Here is an 18677-nt window from a genome sequence, read left to right on the forward strand (position 1 = left end):
ATTCTAGATCTATAAAAAGTCATCTATACAATGGAGGAGTTTGATTTGTACGATAAAATATTAGAGTTGTTAGAAGTCGGTGGAGAAACAAGAAACATAGAATTTAAAAAAACTTATGATTGGACAGATTCCCAACATAAAGCAAAGATAGTGAAATGTATTCTTTCAATGTGCAATACAAAAGACGGCGGTTACTTAGTTTTAGGTATTGACGATAGCAAGACACTATTAGAAGAAAAACTTTGTGGTATGACTTTTGAACATTATGAAAACATGAACTACGACCACATTATAGTTCAAGTAAACAGATTTGCAGATCCGCCTATTTCGTTTCAAATGCATCCAGTTGAACAAGAAGGAAAGTATTTCATTTTATTCAAAATACCGGAATTTGATGAATTACCGATTGTCTGTAAACAAACTGGTGAGCAAGGTCTAAAAGAAGGAGCACTTTTCTCTCGTTCAAAGTCTAAACCGGAATCTGCCATTATCAGAACTCAATCCGAAATGAGAGAATTAATTGATGCAGCAATCAATAAAGGTATACGTAGCTTTTATTCAAGAATAACCGATACAGGACTTCAAGTTATAGATGAAAGTTCCTCTCAATATTATGATTCAGAGTTAGATGGAATTGAAACTAGTGAAATTTTTACCGAAATTAAAAGAGGCGGATACTGGAAAATTAACCTAAGACCGACTTCTTACGTCGAAAACCGTATAATCTCTCCTTCAAAATGTGAAGAATATTTACGTAGTAGTAAAGTAAGTTTAAGAGGATGGGACTTTCCACACATTAGAAATTTACAGAGCGCTCAAAAGTTCATCCAGTCTGCTGAATCCGTTGGTGGACATAAGGAATTTTTTAGATTTTTCAAGAGTGGGCAATTCATCTTCTATAAAGCAATGCCTGAAGAATCTATGGAAACATCATACCAACGAAGAGTAAATGGAAAAGGTTTAGAAATTATCACCACCCTATTTTTTATCACTGAAGTGTTTGAATTTGCCTCCAGAATTTTTGATGTTGAAGAAATGGGAAATCACTTTACTATTGAAATAGAAATCTTCGATATCAAAGATCGACAGTTGTTTTTTTACGATGCTTTAAGAAGTCTACATGACGGATATATTTCTCGAGTTGACGATAATATTAAAATAAGTAAAGTTGGACGTCTTGAAAATTTAATTTTAGAGAAAAAAGAATTAGCTATTGAAGTTTCGAGAGAGATTTTCGAAGCATTTGGTTTAAATTCAAACACATCCGCTTTTGATAGTTACTTTAAAGAGGAACAAGAAAAGCTTTTAACCAGAAGACTTTGAAGATATTTCGGTTTAAATTTTTTGCTAACCATCCTAATATCAATAATTTTGACCATCTTCCTTTAGTTTGATTGATAAAAATAATGATGCTACTTGTATGTAACCTAACTAAATTGATAAAGCGACACCTGATAAGATTTGAACGAAATGACACACAATATTAAGCTAAGATTTTGAGTAACCAATTGTTAGAAAGCTATAAAAATGCTATAATAAATTCATAGAAAGGACCACCGAAAAAACCGTCAGGGTTTTTAAGTCGGAGGTCCTTTTCTTTAGTTAAAAGTATGTTTTTGGTGCATAACAAAATCATAAATACATGCCAGTCTTTTAAAATCTGAAACATGAGTGGTGTTCATTTTATCATAATTATAAAATTCTTTTTGAAGAAATTCTTTCACATACTTCATATTTTTATTTCCAAGAGCAGTCTTTATCATTTTCACATATGTAACATAAGCTTTAGTTTCAAATTTGTAATTTTCTACGATTTCTTTCAATATTTCAATAGTAGGAATCTCAGCAGTCCTCATCCGTGATTTGTAACTACTAGTTAAAAAAGAATTTGCCGTATTTCGATCACGTGCATAGTTAACAACCTTATTAAGCTTTTTTACTTCCTGTACTGGTAATTCACTAATATACTTGTGTATTGGAACTAAATGATTTTTTTTACATATGTGTTTTTCGAATGTCACTTGAACTAATTGTTTTGATTTAAAAGTTGTTTTTTCAAATATAATATCTTCTATAATAAATTTTATATCATGAATTCCATACCCATACTGACTTATTTGATGAGTTGGTCCAATTGCAACTGCGATTCCTTCCGTCGAGTCAATCTTATCTAAATCATCCAACATCACAGCAATTTGAGACTTCTTATTTTGATTGACATGGTGCGATTCAACCGTATCCAATACTATTTCATTAATTAATCTTTTGATTTGCCGAACTAACTTTAAATTTAAAGTAGGTTTAAGTTTAAATAACTCTTCATAGATTAAAGCATAGTTATCAGTCGACAAAACGGTTACTGGGAAAGCAACTGAGTGACCGTCATATGAAGTAGCATTAAACGTATGTGTCTTCTCTAAAACTTCCTTCTGTCCTTCCGAATATTCCACCACATAAAAATGTTTATTCAATTCCTCTACTTGTGAACGATCTAAACAACTGACCAGATCTTTTAAGACATTATGCACATTTGGATCATTGATTGAATATCCAATAAAAATTACTGGATTCTCTGACATAAGAGTCATTAATTTTGCTGTGAACAGTTTAGCAGTCTGCTCGAATCTATTGTAATCTTCGTATGAAATGATTATTTTTTCTGGTTTAGATATGCAACCATGCAATTTGTAGACTTCTGATAGACCACTAGATTTAGGGCTGAACAACTCAGGTTGACCTACGAATGTACTATCATATGAATAGGAAAATATCTCTTCAAGCATGCAATCGTAGTTCGTAGTTATAGTTGCAATTATTTTACCATCCAATTGCTTAAGTAACTTCAATTCGTTTTGAAGGCTTTCATCTTCTACATAATCGTTTTGTTCAATAAGATATGCTATACATTCTCGAAAAGGATTTTTCCCTTCTAATATCCACTCTTCTTCGTGAGGATCGAGTTCTTTACTATAAAATTTATTATTGAACTGTATTTCTAGGTGAGAAGCAATAAGAGCATAAATCTCCCAATCTTGCTTAGATTTATTTTCAGGATCTTGTGAAACTTGTGACTGTAATTTTCTAAAATCAGTAACCACGTCTACATACTCGGCAATTTGTTGTAAAAGTTGCGACCAATCTGGAGCATTTTTATATCTTCTAGTTAATCCTGATCCTACGAATAAAATCGGTAGCCGTTCACCAGCAGTTAATGACTGAAGCGACACATTTACCCCTCCTTAATTTATACAAATTATTAATTTCAATATAACATTAGAGATGTAAAAATTAAACATTAAAAAGAACAATCTAACTTTAATTACAGGCATACTTTTTTTTACCCAAATGTATTTTTAGATAAGATTTACATATGCCTTTATACTAATTTAATCAATCTCAATTCTTGTATATCCAATATATTTACAGAATGTGATATAGAGGCAACTCACATTTGTTAAGATAGTATTTAAGAACCGTCTTTGGTCAAGCAGGAAGGAGCAACACCATGACGAATATTAAGAAGAATCCGAAGACTGGCAGATGGGAAACGAGAGTCAGCCTAGGTTTTGATGAACGAGGAAAACGAATCCAACGCTTTAAAAGCGCGGATACGAAGCGAGAACTGGAGTATTGGATGGCCAACCTACTCAAGGAACGCGAGGATGGATCCATCAAACGGCGACAAACGAAGATGAAGGTAGCAGATCTGATTGCGGTCTATTACGAACGTCGTGCTCCTCAGCTTGCAAAAGCAACACTCTACAACCGTCGTAAGATTTCAGTACTGCTCGAGAAGGAACTCGGTAAGATGTTGCTCGAAAATGTTCGGACACACCATCTAGCGGATGTCATGATGAAATATGCGGAGTTGCGGGAGTGGAACGCAAACAGTTATAATACGATGCTCCAACAAGTCCGCGCCTTCTTCCGGTATGCCGTCGAGATGGAGTACCTCAAGGAAGATCCAAGCGCTGCTCTTGCACAGGACCGTCGTCGTGCCGTCAAGAATCATCAGGTATGGAGCCAGGAGGAATGTGAGCTCTTCATCGAGACACATGAAAAAGAACTACGCGCCCTTCCAATAATCTTGATTCTGCATACTGGGATGCGGATCGGTGAAGCTATCACCTTGCGTTGGTCGGATATCGATTTTGAGGAACGTACGGTACTCGTGAAGCGCTCCGTCTCCGACCACAACCGTTCGGCTCATCAAAACGAGAAAGCGCCTAAAAACGGACACTCTCGTCTCATCGTACTCAGTGATTCTGCAGTCGATTACCTGAAGAGCATGAAACGAGTCCAAGCATCGCATCAGTTGAGCAAAGGTTACCGGAATGACGAAGACTATGTTTGCCTGAATACGCTCGGAAGACCATTCAGTTCGACGATCGTCCATCGTTCGTTCAACTGGTTGACGGAGCTCGCCGGTGTTCCACGGATCCGGATCCACGATCTGCGTCACACACATGCCACCCTCCTGCTCGAGCAGGGTGTGCATCCGAAAGTTGTGCAAGAAAGACTCGGTCATGCGAGTTATACGATAACGATGGATTTATACAGCCATGTCAGTGTAAAGTTGCATCAAGAGGCTGCCGAAATGCTCGTTTTCAAAAAAAGTGTGCAATAATTGTGCAATCGGAGGAGATTTGATTGAATAAGAGAGAAACAAAAAACGTGAAATACGTTGATACAAAAGGGTTTCCGAAGGTTAACAACACTGTTCCTAAAAAATATGTCATGTTCGTTGACGAGACAGGAACACCTAAGGGGAATACACAATTCAATCTAACAGGTGTCTTGATGGAATATAAATATGCCATCGATTCGGATGAGACGGGCGAACCGAGTCCGCTTCGTCAACGTTTGATGGACTTCAAGGCAAAAGTCTTTGAGGATCCACATATTCCGCTTCATCTCAAAGAAATTTTAAAAGCCGAACATCCATATGGAAAAGAAGACGGGATCACGATCGATATGTTGCGTCACTTCTGGATTGCCTTACCGGAATTTTTAGTCGATATCGATTGTACGATCGTCAGTGTCGAAGTCGATAAACAGAAGCTGCAAGACTTCTTCTCGACACCGAAGGATCCGTATGTCGTTGCCTTCGCTCATCTGATGAAATCGTTCTATTCCTTCCTTGATGAGACAGAAGCGACGAGTGCACGTGTTGTGCTTGAAAGTCGTGATGATTATCAGAACTTGCTGATTCAAAAGGCATTCTTCGATATCTTCAATTCAGGAACGGTCCATCTCGACGTTGAAAAAAGCCGTCAAAAAATCAAGGGCTTCATCTTTGCTGAAAAAGACAGCGACCTCTACCAATCTGGTCTTGAGATTGCCGATTTGGTCTGCTTACCTTTGTCCCGCGTCCGTCGTGGTGTCATCGAGGTAAAACCACGGTTTGTCCATTATGGGGACGAAAACCGGATTTTTAAAGCCATCAAAGATAAAATTTACATTCGCCGCGATAGCCCGGACCAAGATTTCCGAAACTGGGGTTTCAAAAAAGTACCGATCACGAAAAAGCGTCGTGAATGGTCCGATACCCCTTGGAATGGTTGATGACTCAAAAAAAGTGGATCCGATAGGGATCCACTTTTTTTATGGTGTCGCTAATCCTTTTGTCCGCTTTTTCCCTTCTCGACACATGTCGAGTAACGGGCAAGCTTCACAGTTCGGACGTTGTGCCTTACAGTGATAACGTCCAAAGAAGATGAATTGATGATGGAGTTTTGACCAACGTTCTCGTTTGAAACGGCGCATGAGTGTCGCTTCAACCTGTGTGACATTATCCTTCCACCGACAGATTCCGAGACGTTTCGAGACGCGCTCGACATGTGTATCAACCGCAAATGCCGGGACATCGAAGGCGACAGACAAGACGACGTTCGCCGTTTTACGCCCGACACCAGGTAATGCTTCAAGTCCGGCTCGTTCCGTCGGGACTTCACCGTCGTGTTGCGCAAGAAGTTGTGCCGCCAGTGCCTTGATGTTTTTTGCTTTATTCCGGTATAATCCAAGTCGTTTGATCTTGTCCTCGATTTCCTCAACCGGTGCCGCAGCAAGTGAAGCAGGATCCGGATAAGCAGCAAATAATCCAGGCGTCACCTGATTGACGAGTACGTCGGTCGCTTGCGCACTCAGTGCGACCGCGACGACCAGTTCAAACGGATTGCGGTGAATCAACTCGCAAAATGCATCCGGAAACATCTCTTCTAACGTCGCTTCAATCCGATCGATTTCTGCTTTCCGTAACATCTACTCAGCCTCCTCGCCCAGCAAGATCCTCAAGTGTCTTGATGCCCTCGCGTTCCCATGTTCGTAAAATTTGATTGATATAAGTCATCTTGCGAACGTTATGATAGACCGCTTCTCGAAGTGCGGCAAGTACCAGCTCTTCCGAAATATTTTCGATCGTCAACCACTGAATGATTTGCTCCATCTGAAATGGGGACATCATGCCCAGTTCCCGTTCGAACTGTTGGAAGACGGACGGGTTGATTGTATCAAAGTTCGGTGCTTCCTGTTCCGGTGGTGCCATCAGTTTTTCGTAAAGTGGCACAAGCGAATAACGTTCTGATCCGTTGACATTCTCCATCGCTAGTAATCCTTTTTGTAATAAACCGAGTGTCGTCTCGATCGTTTCCGTCTCTGATAGTCCAAGTCGATTACTTAACTCTTCCGGAGACGGCATCTCCATGCCTTCCGCCCGACAGGCAAACAGTTGACCAATTAACGTGAACTCGACAAAACTGATACCTAATCGTTTCGCCTCTGTGAACAATCGTTTTGGTAAGACGACCGTCCCTTCCTCGAATAATTGCACTAAATTATGATTCATCGTAATTCCTCGATTCTCTAGTCTAAACAAGAAATCGACCCGTCGAGACGATGGGTCGATGTTTTTCCTTACTGCTTATGGATAGAGGCGGTTCAGCAGACGTGGGAACGGAATCGTTTCCCGAACGTGCTCGACGCCTGTAATCCAAGCAACTGTCCGCTCTAAACCAAGACCGAAGCCACTGTGTGGAACAGAACCGTATTGACGTGTTTCAAGATACCATTTATAGGCACCCGTCTCATCAAGACCATGTTTCTTCATCTCAGCAAGAAGTTTCTCATGATCTTCTTCACGTTGTGAACCACCGACGATTTCCCCGTATCCTTCAGGGGCAATCAAATCATCACATAAAACGAAGTCTGGGTTTTCCGGATCTTCTTTCATGTAGAACGGCTTAATTGCTTTTGGCCAATGCGTGATGAAGACAGGGCGCGCAAAGCTGTTTGCGATCGCTGTCTCATGTGGTGCACCAAAATCATCCCCGAATTCGATATCGTCGAATCCTTGCTCTTTGAGCATGTCGATTGCTTCTGTATACTTGACGCGTGGGAACGGTGCTTTAATGTTTTCAAGGACCGTCAAGTCACGTCCAAGCAACTCAAGCTCCGCACGGCAGTTCTTCAGTGCCGATTGCACGAGGTGCGAGACGTAATTTTCTTGGACTTCGAGGTTCATCTCGTGATCGTGGAATGCCATCTCCGGCTCCATCATCCAGAATTCGATCAAGTGACGACGTGTTTTTGATTTTTCAGCACGGAACGTCGGACCGAACGAGAAGACCTTTCCAAGTGCCATTGCTGCCGCTTCCATGTAGAGCTGACCAGATTGTGAAAGGTATGCATCTTCATCGAAATATTTCGTATGGAACAATTCTGTTGTTCCTTCTGGCGCACTACCTGTTAAGATTGGCGGATCCACTTTGATGAATCCTTCTTGGTTGAAAAATTCATACGTCGCACGAATCAATTCATTCCGGACGACCATGACCGCATGCTGACGCTTTGAACGTAACCAGAGGTGACGGTTATCCATCAAGAAATCCGTTCCGTGTGCTTTTGGTGTAATCGGATAATCGATCGCTTCATGGATAACTTCGATTTTTGAAATTTCCATTTCATGACCGATCGCTGTCCGACCGCCATCTGATTTGATGACGCCTGTTACCCAAAGTGATGATTCCTGTGTTAAGCCTTTTGCTTGTTTAAATAAGTCTTCGCCGACCGTTTCTTTAACGACGACACCCTGCATGAATCCAGAGCCATCCCGAAGTTGGAGGAAGGCGATTTTACCACTCGAGCGTTTGTTTGCTAACCAACACCCAATCGTCACTTCTTCTCCTACATATTTATTTACATCCCGAATCATTGTTTTCAACAGTCAACATCCTCTCTCTATTAAACGGCTGTATGGGCCGTGATGAATCCTTCAATCCGGTCGAGTGCTTCTAAGACACGTGCCGGATCCGTTGCATAAGATAGGCGGACATAGTCCGGTGCACCAAATCCTGAACCTGGAATCAAGGCAACCTTCGCTTCAGATAAAACAGCTGTACACCAGTCATCGACATTATCGAATCCACACATCTCAGCAGCTTGCTTTGCATGTGGGAACAAGTAAAATGCCCCTTCCGGCTTCAGACACGTCAATCCTTTAATCTCGATGAGTCGTGCGTAGATTTTTTCAAGTCGTTCTTCAAAGATGACACGCATCGCTTCGACCGGTGCATCACCCTCTGCATACGCAGCAACCGATGCTGCTTGCGCAATCGATGTCGGATTCGACGTTGAATGGCTCGCTAAGTTCGTCATCGCTGCGATGATCTCTTTAGGTCCAATCGCATACCCGATCCGCCAGCCTGTCATCGCATGTGATTTTGAGACACCATTGATGATGACCGTCCGTTCGCGCATTTCTGGTAAGGACGCGATCGAGATATGTGTCACACCGTTATAGAGCAACTTTTCATAAATCTCGTCACTGATGACGAGTAAATCGTGCTTGATTGCAACATCTGCTACCATCTCAAGCTCTTCTTTCGAATAAACCATCCCCGTCGGATTCGATGGTGAATTCAAGACAAGTGCTTTCGTCTTCGGAGTGATATGTTGCTCGAGCAATTCCCGTGTCACTTTGAAGCGAGACGATTCGTCCGTCTCAAGAATGACAGGGACACCGTCACTGAGTTTAATTTGCTCTGGATAACTGACCCAGTATGGTGCTGGGACGATGACTTCATCGCCTGGGTCGAGAATCGCTTGGAACAATGTCGAGAGCGCATGCTTTGCGCCAGAAGCGACCATGACTTCTGAACGTTCATATGGCATCCATAAGTCACGGCGTGTTTTTTCAATGATCGCATCCTTCAAGGCAACCGTTCCGCCAGACGGCGTGTATTTCGTATCGCCTGCTTCTGCTGCCTCGAATGCTGCTTGAATGATGAATTCCGGTGTATTGAAGTCGGGCTCTCCCGCACCTAAACCGATGATGTCTTGACCTTCTTCACGTAGTGCCTTAGCTTTCGCAGTGATGGCTAGAGTCGTAGATGGTGTCAATTGTCGTACGCGTTTCGATAACATGTCGCCCACTCCCTTTACTTAATTCGTAATCGTTTGATGAAAGAACCTTCTTGATACGTGTAATACGAATAATCATAGCCTGTCTTCGTCTTTGAAACGATCTCAATGACAGCACGGTCCTCAAAACCGTATTTAGCAGACACGATATCTCCGAGTTCCGGATGATCCGCGATGACCGTTTTAATGGCAATACCATCAGCAACTGGTCGCGTCTCAATCGTTCCTTTTTCCGGAACAAACGCCCGTACCGCCTGTCCACTCTGCTTCATCGTAAAAACGACATATTGGCGTTTTCCGCTAAAGACAGATTCGAACCGGACGTCTGTCGGCTTTAGTTCTTTTTTCAGACGCGTCTCTGCTTGTTCCGCGACGCTCTGTTCTCGGTCTTTTGCCTCAGCGATCGTCACCTGATAAACAGCTGTTCCAAGAACAGCCAAGATGAGGAGTGCACTCAGTAGAGCAAGCGTGACTTTCCACTTCATGTGCGATAGATGGTGAAAACCATCTGCTCCTTGTCTTTTTCATCGAGAGCAAGACCGAACATTAAATCTTCCGTTTTCAGCGTCCGGTTCAATAAGTCGACGATTTTATACGTATCGTCATGGCGGTTCACTTTGACGGTCGCAAGTGTTTCAATTTTTGAATCCATCTGTATGTCCTCCCTCATTTTTCTCTATCTATTATAATGCGATAGGGTTTATCTGAATAGACTCAATCGCCATCATTCAAGAACAATTCAAGTTCTGCGGTCAGTTCATCAAGCGGTTTTGATAAAACAGGCACTTTCGGCAGACTCGTAACGAATCGTTTTCCGTATCTCGTCGTCTCAATCCGGCGATCGAGCACGAAGACAACACCACGATCGTTCGTCGTCCGGATCAAGCGACCAAACCCTTGTTTAAAGCGAATGATTGCTTGCGGTAGGCTGTATTCGAAAAATGATGATTTTCCGAGTTTTTCGATCCGTTCCGAGCGTGCTTGGACAATTGGTTGATCTGGTGGCGCGAATGGTAGGCGGACGATGACGAGACAACTGAGATCATCTCCCGGGATATCGACCCCTTCCCAAAAACTAGCCGTCCCGAACAAGATACAGGCATCGAGTTGCTTGAACTGTTTCATCAGTCGTTGCCGTGAACCTTGCGTGACCCCTTGCGAGAGTAATGTAAACCGGTCTGGCAGCAACGGCTTCGTCGCCTCATGCGTCAGTCGTAGCAAGTCGTTCGAGGTAAATAAGACAAGCATCCGTCCCTCCGTCACCTCTGCGATTTGTAAGATTGCTTCCGCAATCGTCTCCGCGAATTCTGGCAATGGCACATCCTGTAAGAGTGGGAGATCCGTCGGAATCATCAGTCGCACATTATCGGCATATCCGAACGGCGACGGCACGACGAAACGACGAGTCTCAAAAGCATCGAGTCCTAATCGGTTCTCAATGAATTGGAATTTGTTCGAGACAGTCAACGTCGCAGACGTCAGGATACACGTGCGTTTTGAAAAGACATCGCGTCGTAATCGCTCTGAAATATCAATTGGTTGTGTGTATACGCGTGTTAGCTTCCGGTTCTTAACGGACGTCTCGATCCAAGATACCGTCTCATCGTGCGGAGCAAGCATCGTCTCGAAGATCGCGAGCTCTGCTTCTTCGATTTGTGCCGTGATCGCTTTTAAATCCGCGACGAGCGAACGCTCCCGATAACTCATTTGCTCCCGATGTTCATGGAACAGTTTATGAATCGCACGAATTGCTTGACGCAAACGCCGCAACACCAATTCAACCCGCTTGGCACTCTCTTGGACGGCACGCATCGAACGATCAAGTCGCTTAAAGCGAATGCTGACCATTCCTTCCCGTCGTGCTTTGCGGGAAGCCAGTTCGAGCCCATATGCTTGAACGATCATCAGTAGGCCGTCCGCTTCTTCGAGCAACGTCGTCAGTGCTTCATCGACCGTCTCACTATGGGCTTCAACCATCTCGGCAATATCCCATTCTTCCGACAGATCAAGCAAACGGTGCAATAATTTTTTGTCAGATGAATACCCGAGTTGGCGGAACAGACGATCAAACGTATGACCATCAAAAACGAGACCAAAATGATGGCTCGCGACTTCTTCGATTTGGTGTGCCTCGTCGAGAATCAACGGGCTTCCTTTCGGTAAGACCCCTGCTTCGAACTGCAGATCACTAAACAACAACGCATGGTTCGTGACGATAATCGTCGCATCTTTCGCTTGGCGAATCGCATGCTGGAAGAAGTCCCGACTGTACCAGGGATCAAACCGTCCAAGCTGCGATTGACTATCGGATTGAATCAATTGCTTGATTCCGATATTGCCTTGCGCTGCACCACCCGGTAAGCTGACTTCCTCTAAATCTCCTGTTTCCGTCTCCGTCAACCATACGAGAAGAATCGCTTTCGCGAGCGTAAAGTTATAGACATCCTCTTGATCATTCAAGAAAAACTCGAATTTCCGTAAATCGATATAGTTACTTCGTCCTTTAAGCAATGCAATCTGGACCGGTGCCTCGAACAGCTGACGCAAGAGCGGTAAATCACGCGCGAACAATTGCTCCTGCAATTGAATCGTGTGCGTACTGACGACGATCGGGACTTCATGTTCGAGCGCGTAATGCGCTGCTGGCACGAGATAACCGAGCGATTTCCCGGTCCCTGTTCCCGCTTCGACAAGTAACGGCGTTTCTTGATCGAGCGACTGATAGACATGACGCATCATCTCGAGCTGCCCACGCCGTTCTTCATATCCTTCAAATAGACGAGGGAACGTCACGGCATTCAATTCATCAACGAACGGTCCGAACGGTTCAAGAATGGGCGGATGTGACAAACGTTCTATTGTCTGACGCTTTTTCAAAGCGATTTTACGAAAACGATCGAATCGCTCATCCTCTTCGATGCCGACTAAACGAATCGCATGGTCGATTTCCTCTTCGATGGCACTAAATAGACGTGGTGATAACCGTCTGAGATGTTTTAATGTCTCGAGCGGCAACGTATGTAGTCGCTTGAGTAGTTCAAGTAACAATTCAGCCGTCGCCGAAGCATCACTTCCTGCCCGATGTGCTTCTTGATGAGCAAGATGCAATGATTCTGACAGATGCGACAACGCATGGCTTTCTGCTGTTGGAAGTAAGATTCGCGCAAGTTCTACCGTATCAATGACGGGACCTGTGTACGGCAAGTATCCTTCTTCTTCTAACGCATCGTTTAAGAAGTTTAAATCGAACTGCACATTATGTGCGACGAAGACGCCACCATCGAGCAATGATAAAACTCGTGGTGCGATGACATCGAACGTCTCGGCATCTTTGACATCTTTATCCGTGATGCCCGTCAACTGGGAAATGAATGGAGGAATCGGTTGGGTCGGACGGACGAATGCAGACAGTTGTTCTGTCAACTGTCCATCTTCAATGACCGCCATTCCGATCTCAATCATCTCATCGCCAGCCTTTATGGAATGACCTGTCGTTTCCAGGTCGACTACGACGTACTTTTTCTTCAACACTGATCCTCCACCTTTAATCCATCCTATCCATGATTGGATGGCATCTCATTCTTCATCTTAACAAAAAAGAGACCCGCTGACATAATCGGGTCTCTAAAATTTCATAAGATCGTGTGGGCGATTTCTTGAGACAACATTTGTTTGATGTCATTCTGCTCATTTAGAACAGCCACTTTTGGGACATGTGTCGCAATTTCTTCCGTCGACAATTGCGCATACGCCATGATAATGACCTCATCTCCAACTTGAAAATGGCGTGCTGCAGCACCGTTCAAACAGATGACACCTGAGCCGCGAGCCCCTTTAATCGCATACGTTTCAATCCGCGCACCATTCTGATTGTTCGTCACTTGGACTTTTTCATTTTCAAGGATCCCGACAGCATCGAGTAAATCCTCATCAATCGTAATCGACCCAACGTAGTGTAAGTTTGCCTCGGTGACCCGGGCCTTGTGTAGTTTAGCATGCATGAATGTGCGTAACATCGTCATACTCCTCTCGTATATAGTAAATTATCGATTAAACGTGCCGATGCGAACTGCACGGCAACAGCTAAGAGAATCGTAGTCGTTTGTTCAGTGGCAGGTCGTAGTGATGGATAGTCGACAGCTTCGACGTAATCAATCGTCGTCCCCTCAAATTGAAGTGCTGCGCGCGTCTGTTCGAGAACCTTTTCAACAGGCACTCCTTGATCGAGTGCTTGTTTCGCTTGTTGCAACGCCTGTTGAATTCCCGGTGCTTGCGTGCGTTCCGTCTCCGAAAGATAGACATTTCGTGACGATTTCGCTAGACCATCCGCTTCGCGAATGATTGGGCAACGGACGATTTCAACCGGAACGAAGTAATCAGCGACGTACGCTTCGATCAAGGCGAGTTGCTGTGCATCCTTTAAACCAAAATACGCACGCGTTGGATGAACGACATTCAATAGTTTACTGACGACCGTCAAGACACCGTCAAAATGTCCTGGTCGTGACGCTCCGCATAAGACATCATCACCAGACCGTACTGTGACCCGTGCCATATCAAGCGGATACATCGTCTCGTTCGTCGGATAAAACAGATAATCGACACCTTCTTCCTCCGCGATCTTCTGGTCGTGTTCCACGTCTCGTGGATAACGATCCAAATCTTCGTTTGGTCCGAATTGTGTCGGGTTGACGAAAATACTTAAGACGACGACATCATTCTCTTGTCGTGCTTGTTTTAGCAATGAGGCATGCCCTTCGTGCAGGAAACCCATCGTCGGTACAAATCCGATTGAACCGGCTCCCGCTAGACGTTCTCGTAACGTCTGAATATCTTGAACAATCTTCATTCCTTGTTTCCTCCATAAAGCGCACCGATCAGTTCCTCGTCCATCTGGAACGAATGTGCAAGTTCAGGGAAAGCACCGGCCTTGACATCTTTGACGTAAGCAGCGATTGCTTCTGTTCCTGAAGTATTCCAGTCCGTATACGCTTTGACGAACTTCGGTAAACGTCCGACGCCATACGTCAAGATATCATGATAGACAAGTACTTGACCGGCGACATCTGCACCGGCTCCGATGCCGATGACGGGAATCGAGAGGAGCTCTTGAATTCGTTTCGCGAGCGGATGCGGCACACACTCAAGGACAAGCATTTTCGCTCCGGCACGCTCTGCTTCCAAACTATCTGCAATCAGTTGTTCGGCTGCTTCTAGTGATTTCCCTTGGACCTTGAATCCTTCAAGAACTCCAACGGATTGTGGTGTTAGTCCGAGATGTGCGACGCAAGGCATCCCAGCGTCCGTCAAACGACGAATCGTTTTTAAGATCTCCCCTGCCCCTTCTAGTTTCAAAGCATCCGCCTGTGATTCTTGGAAAATACGGGCCGCTGATTCAAGCGTGCGATCAAATGAACCATGATAACTTGCGAACGGCATATCGACGATCATGAACGTCTGTGGTGCGCCACGGCGAACAGCACGCGCATGGTGGACCATGTCGTCGACCGTGACGGCAATCGTTGAGTCATAGCCGAGGATGACGTTTCCGAGGGAGTCCCCGACGAGTAACATATCTACCCCTGCTGCCTCTGATAATTTTGCTGAAGGATAATCATACGCCGTCAACATGACGAGCTTCTCTCCAGCTTGTTGTTTTTTTAATAATGGACCCATTGTGTGCATCGTGTTCTCTCCTTACGTGTGTAGGGAGGACAAAAGGAAAACGCCTTCTTCTCCAAAATAAACGCATGCGGAAAAGAAGGCGGAATAATTGAATATCGTCCTTCTGTCCCTGTCCGTTAAGATCAAGGCAGTTGAAACAGCTAAAACTGGCACCTGTCGATTCGGTATGATTCCGACGAGCGGATACCATCCGTGGCTTTATTATACATGACGGGAAAAGCTCTCTGCAAACCGTCTGATTTAAATCCTCATTCTTTTTCCCAGTAAATCAGCTCTGCCGAATGGAAACGGGTCTCGCCTGCATCCGTCTCAATCCGGATCGTTCCCGTCTCGTCAATACCGAGCAATGTTCCGGAAGCGGTCGCTTGACGTGTCCGTAGCGTCACTTGTTCATGTAGGCGATCAGCGAGTGTTTCCCATTCGAATACGAAAGGTCCGAACCCTAGCTCGACCCACTGCGTATATAGTCGTTCAAATCGATTCAAAAAAGCTGCGACGACTTCCGCACGTCGGAAAGTTCTTCCTGATTCTCGGACAAGTGAGGTAGCACGATCTTTGATCCCTTCCGGAAACTGTTCATGATGCACGTTGATTCCGATGCCGATGATGACTGAACTGATCCGGTCTGCCTCGGTCTGCATCTCTGTTAAGATGCCAGCTACCTTGCGACCGTTGATCAAGATATCATTCGGCCATTTGATTGTAACCGGAACATCGAATGTCCGGAGAGACTGCGCAAGCGCAATACCTGCTACGAGCGTCAATTGTCCCGCTTGGTGCATCGGTACATCCGGGCGGACGAGCAAACTCATCGCGATCCCCTCATTCTTCGCCTCATGCCAAGTCCGTCCCAGTTGTCCGCGACCATTCGTCTGATGATCACATACGACAAGTGTTCCCTCCTGCGCCTGCTGTTGTGCTTGTTCATGTGCGATCCGTTGCGTCGTGTCCAGTTCTTCGAAATGAAGGATGTGTCGACCGAAACGCACTGTTGTTAATCCGTGCTCAATTGCAATCGGTGTCAACAAGTCACCTTCATCGACCAATTGATAGCCTTGTTTTTTATTGGAGATGATCTGGTATCCTTCTTCCTTTAAGGTTTGCATATGTTTCCAAATAGCGGTACGTGAAATATTTAGTGTCTCCGCTAATTCCTGTCCGGAATACCACGTCCGCTTGCGCAGTGCTATCAAGATTTGTTCTCGGACTGTGTGTGCCATCGCTCTACCTCCTTCATCAATACCGTTCGGTCGTTTGGACAAGACCGTATGACGACGCTGTACTCCAAGTGCAAGAGTGCTTCTTTAATCTGTTGCTTTCGAAGACCAAGACGAATCATGTCTTTTCCGTCAACAGCGAGCTCTTTGCGACCGCGAATCGGTAAATCCGATCGATCCGGATAATCCATTCCAGTCATCTCCCGCAGAATCGCCAGTTCTTCATCCGACAATTGATAACGATCCCAGTCCTGTAACGGTCGGTATAACAGAGGGACTAAACGCACAGCGAGCTGCATTTGATGTTTCGATCGTTTCCAGCGTGTCAATTGATCGCGCGTTAGACCGGCATCAAGTACGAGTGTCCAGACGGCATCCTTTGAAACACCCCGAAACGATTGCTTGGCGAGTCTCTCGAAGATTTCTGAAGTCATGCCGGGTAGATAGCGTTCGATCCCTGTCCGGAGCATCGCCTGTAACGCCTGCTGTTTCCCTGGACCAAGTAAGAGTTTCTCAAACTCGGTCGCGATCCGCTCAATCGCAACGGCCTCTAGATGCGGAGCGAGTTCAAAGATTGCTTGCTCGGTCGTCTCCTCAAGCGAAAAATCAAGTTGACTCATAAAGCGGAACGCCCGCATCATACGGAGTGCATCTTCATTAAAACGTTCGACTGGTTCACCGACCGTGCGGATGATCCGCTCTTCGATGTCGCGCGCTCCGCCGAACAAATCCACACGTCCGGATGGTCTGAGTGCCATCGCGTTGATCGTAAAATCACGCCGGGTCAAATCCTCTTCCAAACTAACGCCAAGCGTCACCGCATCCGGTCGCCTACGATCGCTATAGGTTGCTTCCGAGCGGAACGTCGTGATTTCGTACGGTACGTGGTTGAGAACAACCGTTACGGTTCCATGCTCGAGCCCTGTCGGAATGACGACAGGGAATAAGTCGATGATCTGTTCCGGTAACATCGAACTCGCTAAATCATAGTCTCCTGGTGTCCGGTCGAGTAACATGTCGCGAACGGCACCACCAACGATATAAGCCTCACCACCCGCTTGTTCGATCGTCTGAATGATATGATGCGCGCCTTCAAGCAAGTTCATGACGCGCACACACCCGTTCATAGACTTGTTCATAACGACGGACGATCTCATTCGAATCAAAACGACGACGAGTATCGCGAATACCCTCTTCTGCCATCCGTTCTCGTAACAACGGATCATCCGCAAGTTCACCGATGCGCGCCGCAGCGACCTTAACGTCGTAAGTCGGAACGATATATCCTGTCACGCCGTCCTGAATGACTTCTGGTAATCCACCCGCTGTCGAGACGACACTTGGGACACCAATTGCCATCGCCTCGAGGACGACGAGTCCAAACGCTTCTTTTTCCGACAGCAACACATGAATGTCACTGATGGCGAGCAGCTGCGCGACATGTTCCTGTTTACCAGCGAAAATGACTTTGTCGTCAATGCCAAGTTCCTTCGCACGCCGTCTCGTTTGTCCCATCTCTGGACCATCTCCGACGAGCAACAGACGCATCTTCCGATCTTTTGCCGCGATTGCGAATGCCGCGACTGTATCGTCAATTCGTTTGACCGGTCGGAAGTTCGAGATATGGATGACGACGACTTCATCCGATTCGATACCGTAATGCCGCTTCAATCGTTCATCCCGCATCGGATAATAGACACTCTCATCAATCGAGTTCGCGATGACATCGATGTCGTAATGGGCGTTAAGTGTCGCATTCGTCTCAAGCGCAAGACTCTCAGAAACAGCCGTGACCGCATCCGATTGTTCGATACCATACCGAATGGCCGGTTGCATCTCTAAGTCCTGACCGATGACGGTGATGTCTGTTCCATGTAATGTCGTGACGACGGCGACGCCTTTTTTCTTCGCCATGTTTCGTCCGAGTTCTGCACAAACGGCATGCGGAACAGCGTAATGGGCGTGGATCACATCGAGATCGAATAAATCAATGATTTCTGCGACTTTTGACGCTAACGTAATGTCATAGGGTGGATATTTAAAAACAGAATACTGGTTGACCTCAACCAAATGGACCGTGATGTTTGGTCGATATTCCGTCAGCCGAAACGGCATGCTCGATGTAATGAAGTGAACGTCATGTCCACGATCTGCTAGCTTCATACCAAGTTCAGTCGCGACAACCCCACTACCGCCGACTGATGGATAACAGAGAATCCCAATTGCTTTTTTCATGATAAAACCACACTCTCTTTATGACTTCTATTCGTCTCTATTCTAAGCAATATCGATCAGAATGACCATACTGATCACTTTTCGACTGATTTTCGTAGGAAAAGCTAGTCTTTTTCCGACCGT

At 45.2% G+C, this 18677-nt stretch carries 17 protein-coding genes; 3 read left to right on the plus strand and 14 right to left on the minus strand.

Going from position 1 to position 18677, the window contains the following annotated elements; genetic code table 11:
• The first annotated feature begins 66 nt into the window (after window positions 1-66).
• The gene (locus ACY2IG_RS10400) at window positions 67-1323 is read left to right on the plus strand and encodes an ATP-binding protein (RefSeq protein WP_462617903.1); all 1257 of its coding nucleotides are present in this window, start codon (window positions 67-69) and stop codon (window positions 1321-1323) included.
• A gap of 275 nt (window positions 1324-1598) precedes the next feature.
• Here ACY2IG_RS10400 and ACY2IG_RS10405 read toward each other — a convergent pair whose 3' ends face one another.
• Window positions 1599-3227 (minus strand): SIR2 family protein, encoded by a 1629-nt coding sequence (locus ACY2IG_RS10405; RefSeq protein WP_462617904.1) that lies wholly within the window; start codon window positions 3225-3227, stop codon window positions 1599-1601.
• A 278-nt stretch (window positions 3228-3505) separates the two neighbouring features.
• Between ACY2IG_RS10405 and ACY2IG_RS10410 the strand changes: the two genes are divergently transcribed.
• The gene (locus ACY2IG_RS10410) at window positions 3506-4627 is read left to right on the plus strand and encodes a tyrosine-type recombinase/integrase (protein ID WP_462617905.1); all 1122 of its coding nucleotides are present in this window, start codon (window positions 3506-3508) and stop codon (window positions 4625-4627) included.
• Window positions 4628-4674: 47 nt separating this feature from the next.
• Window positions 4675-5565 (plus strand): DUF3800 domain-containing protein, encoded by an 891-nt coding sequence (locus ACY2IG_RS10415; RefSeq protein WP_462617906.1) that lies wholly within the window; start codon window positions 4675-4677, stop codon window positions 5563-5565.
• Between the two features lie 39 nt (window positions 5566-5604).
• Here the strand turns inward: ACY2IG_RS10415 and nth are convergent, their stop codons facing one another.
• From nth to bshA, 13 genes are all read right to left on the minus strand, one after another.
• A complete protein-coding gene (gene nth, locus ACY2IG_RS10420) occupies window positions 5605-6261 on the minus strand; it encodes an endonuclease III (RefSeq protein ID WP_023468615.1) in 657 nt (218 codons plus the stop codon).
• A 4-nt stretch (window positions 6262-6265) separates the two neighbouring features.
• On the minus strand, window positions 6266-6844 hold the full coding sequence (locus ACY2IG_RS10425; protein ID WP_023468616.1) for a DnaD domain-containing protein: 579 nt from the start codon (window positions 6842-6844) through the stop codon (window positions 6266-6268).
• 75 nt (window positions 6845-6919) lie between these two features.
• On the minus strand, window positions 6920-8218 hold the full coding sequence (gene asnS / locus ACY2IG_RS10430) for an asparagine--tRNA ligase (RefSeq protein ID WP_462617907.1): 1299 nt from the start codon (window positions 8216-8218) through the stop codon (window positions 6920-6922).
• 20 nt (window positions 8219-8238) lie between these two features.
• A complete protein-coding gene (locus ACY2IG_RS10435; protein WP_290774998.1) occupies window positions 8239-9420 on the minus strand; it encodes a pyridoxal phosphate-dependent aminotransferase in 1182 nt (393 codons plus the stop codon).
• A 14-nt stretch (window positions 9421-9434) separates the two neighbouring features.
• Window positions 9435-9902 carry a hypothetical protein gene (locus ACY2IG_RS10440; protein ID WP_056062159.1) on the minus strand — a complete coding sequence of 156 codons (468 nt, stop codon included), beginning with the start codon at window positions 9900-9902 and terminating at the stop codon, window positions 9435-9437.
• Window positions 9899-10069, minus strand: coding sequence for a YpmA family protein (locus ACY2IG_RS10445; RefSeq protein WP_012370646.1), 171 nt, complete (start codon window positions 10067-10069; stop codon window positions 9899-9901). Before ACY2IG_RS10445 ends, ACY2IG_RS10440 begins: the two co-directional genes overlap by 4 nt.
• A gap of 62 nt (window positions 10070-10131) precedes the next feature.
• On the minus strand, window positions 10132-12945 hold the full coding sequence (dinG, locus tag ACY2IG_RS10450) for an ATP-dependent DNA helicase DinG (RefSeq protein ID WP_308101722.1): 2814 nt from the start codon (window positions 12943-12945) through the stop codon (window positions 10132-10134).
• 104 nt (window positions 12946-13049) lie between these two features.
• Window positions 13050-13433, minus strand: a complete 384-nt coding sequence (gene panD / locus ACY2IG_RS10455) for an aspartate 1-decarboxylase (RefSeq protein ID WP_029341994.1) — start codon at window positions 13431-13433, stop codon at window positions 13050-13052.
• A 2-nt stretch (window positions 13434-13435) separates the two neighbouring features.
• Entirely contained in the window at window positions 13436-14266 is an 831-nt protein-coding gene (gene panC, locus ACY2IG_RS10460) for a pantoate--beta-alanine ligase (RefSeq protein WP_462617908.1), read from the minus strand.
• Complete coding sequence (panB, locus tag ACY2IG_RS10465) at window positions 14263-15102, minus strand: 3-methyl-2-oxobutanoate hydroxymethyltransferase (protein WP_035407228.1); 840 nt, start codon at window positions 15100-15102, stop codon at window positions 14263-14265. The genes panC and panB overlap by 4 nt, the downstream gene beginning before the upstream one ends.
• Window positions 15103-15350: 248 nt before the next feature.
• The gene (locus ACY2IG_RS10470; protein WP_290751195.1) at window positions 15351-16322 is read right to left on the minus strand and encodes a biotin--[acetyl-CoA-carboxylase] ligase; all 972 of its coding nucleotides are present in this window, start codon (window positions 16320-16322) and stop codon (window positions 15351-15353) included.
• Complete coding sequence (locus ACY2IG_RS10475) at window positions 16292-17425, minus strand: CCA tRNA nucleotidyltransferase (protein WP_462617909.1); 1134 nt, start codon at window positions 17423-17425, stop codon at window positions 16292-16294. The genes ACY2IG_RS10470 and ACY2IG_RS10475 overlap by 31 nt, the downstream gene beginning before the upstream one ends.
• On the minus strand, window positions 17412-18554 hold the full coding sequence (gene bshA, locus ACY2IG_RS10480) for an N-acetyl-alpha-D-glucosaminyl L-malate synthase BshA (RefSeq protein WP_035407220.1): 1143 nt from the start codon (window positions 18552-18554) through the stop codon (window positions 17412-17414). The genes ACY2IG_RS10475 and bshA overlap by 14 nt, the downstream gene beginning before the upstream one ends.
• Window positions 18555-18677: the final 123 nt, after the last annotated feature.

This window comes from Exiguobacterium sp. EF_C8 (assembly GCF_054956715.1).

Bases quoted from the DNA above. Each gene is read 5' to 3' on its own strand.
- ACY2IG_RS10470 (WP_290751195.1), bottom strand. From the start codon at position 16,322: ATGGCACACACAGTCCGAGAACAAATCTTGATAGCACTGCGCAAGCGG.
- panB (WP_035407228.1), bottom strand. From the start codon at position 15,102: ATGCACACAATGGGTCCATTATTAAAAAAACAACAAGCTGGAGAGAAG.
- ACY2IG_RS10410 (WP_462617905.1), top strand. From the start codon at position 3,506: ATGACGAATATTAAGAAGAATCCGAAGACTGGCAGATGGGAAACGAGA.
- ACY2IG_RS10435 (WP_290774998.1), bottom strand. From the start codon at position 9,420: ATGTTATCGAAACGCGTACGACAATTGACACCATCTACGACTCTAGCC.
- ACY2IG_RS10445 (WP_012370646.1), bottom strand. From the start codon at position 10,069: ATGGATTCAAAAATTGAAACACTTGCGACCGTCAAAGTGAACCGCCAT.
- ACY2IG_RS10440 (WP_056062159.1), bottom strand. From the start codon at position 9,902: ATGAAGTGGAAAGTCACGCTTGCTCTACTGAGTGCACTCCTCATCTTG.
- panC (WP_462617908.1), bottom strand. From the start codon at position 14,266: ATGAAGATTGTTCAAGATATTCAGACGTTACGAGAACGTCTAGCGGGA.
- ACY2IG_RS10425 (WP_023468616.1), bottom strand. From the start codon at position 6,844: ATGAATCATAATTTAGTGCAATTATTCGAGGAAGGGACGGTCGTCTTA.
- bshA (WP_035407220.1), bottom strand. From the start codon at position 18,554: ATGAAAAAAGCAATTGGGATTCTCTGTTATCCATCAGTCGGCGGTAGT.
- ACY2IG_RS10475 (WP_462617909.1), bottom strand. From the start codon at position 17,425: ATGAACTTGCTTGAAGGCGCGCATCATATCATTCAGACGATCGAACAA.
- nth (WP_023468615.1), bottom strand. From the start codon at position 6,261: ATGTTACGGAAAGCAGAAATCGATCGGATTGAAGCGACGTTAGAAGAG.
- panD (WP_029341994.1), bottom strand. From the start codon at position 13,433: ATGTTACGCACATTCATGCATGCTAAACTACACAAGGCCCGGGTCACC.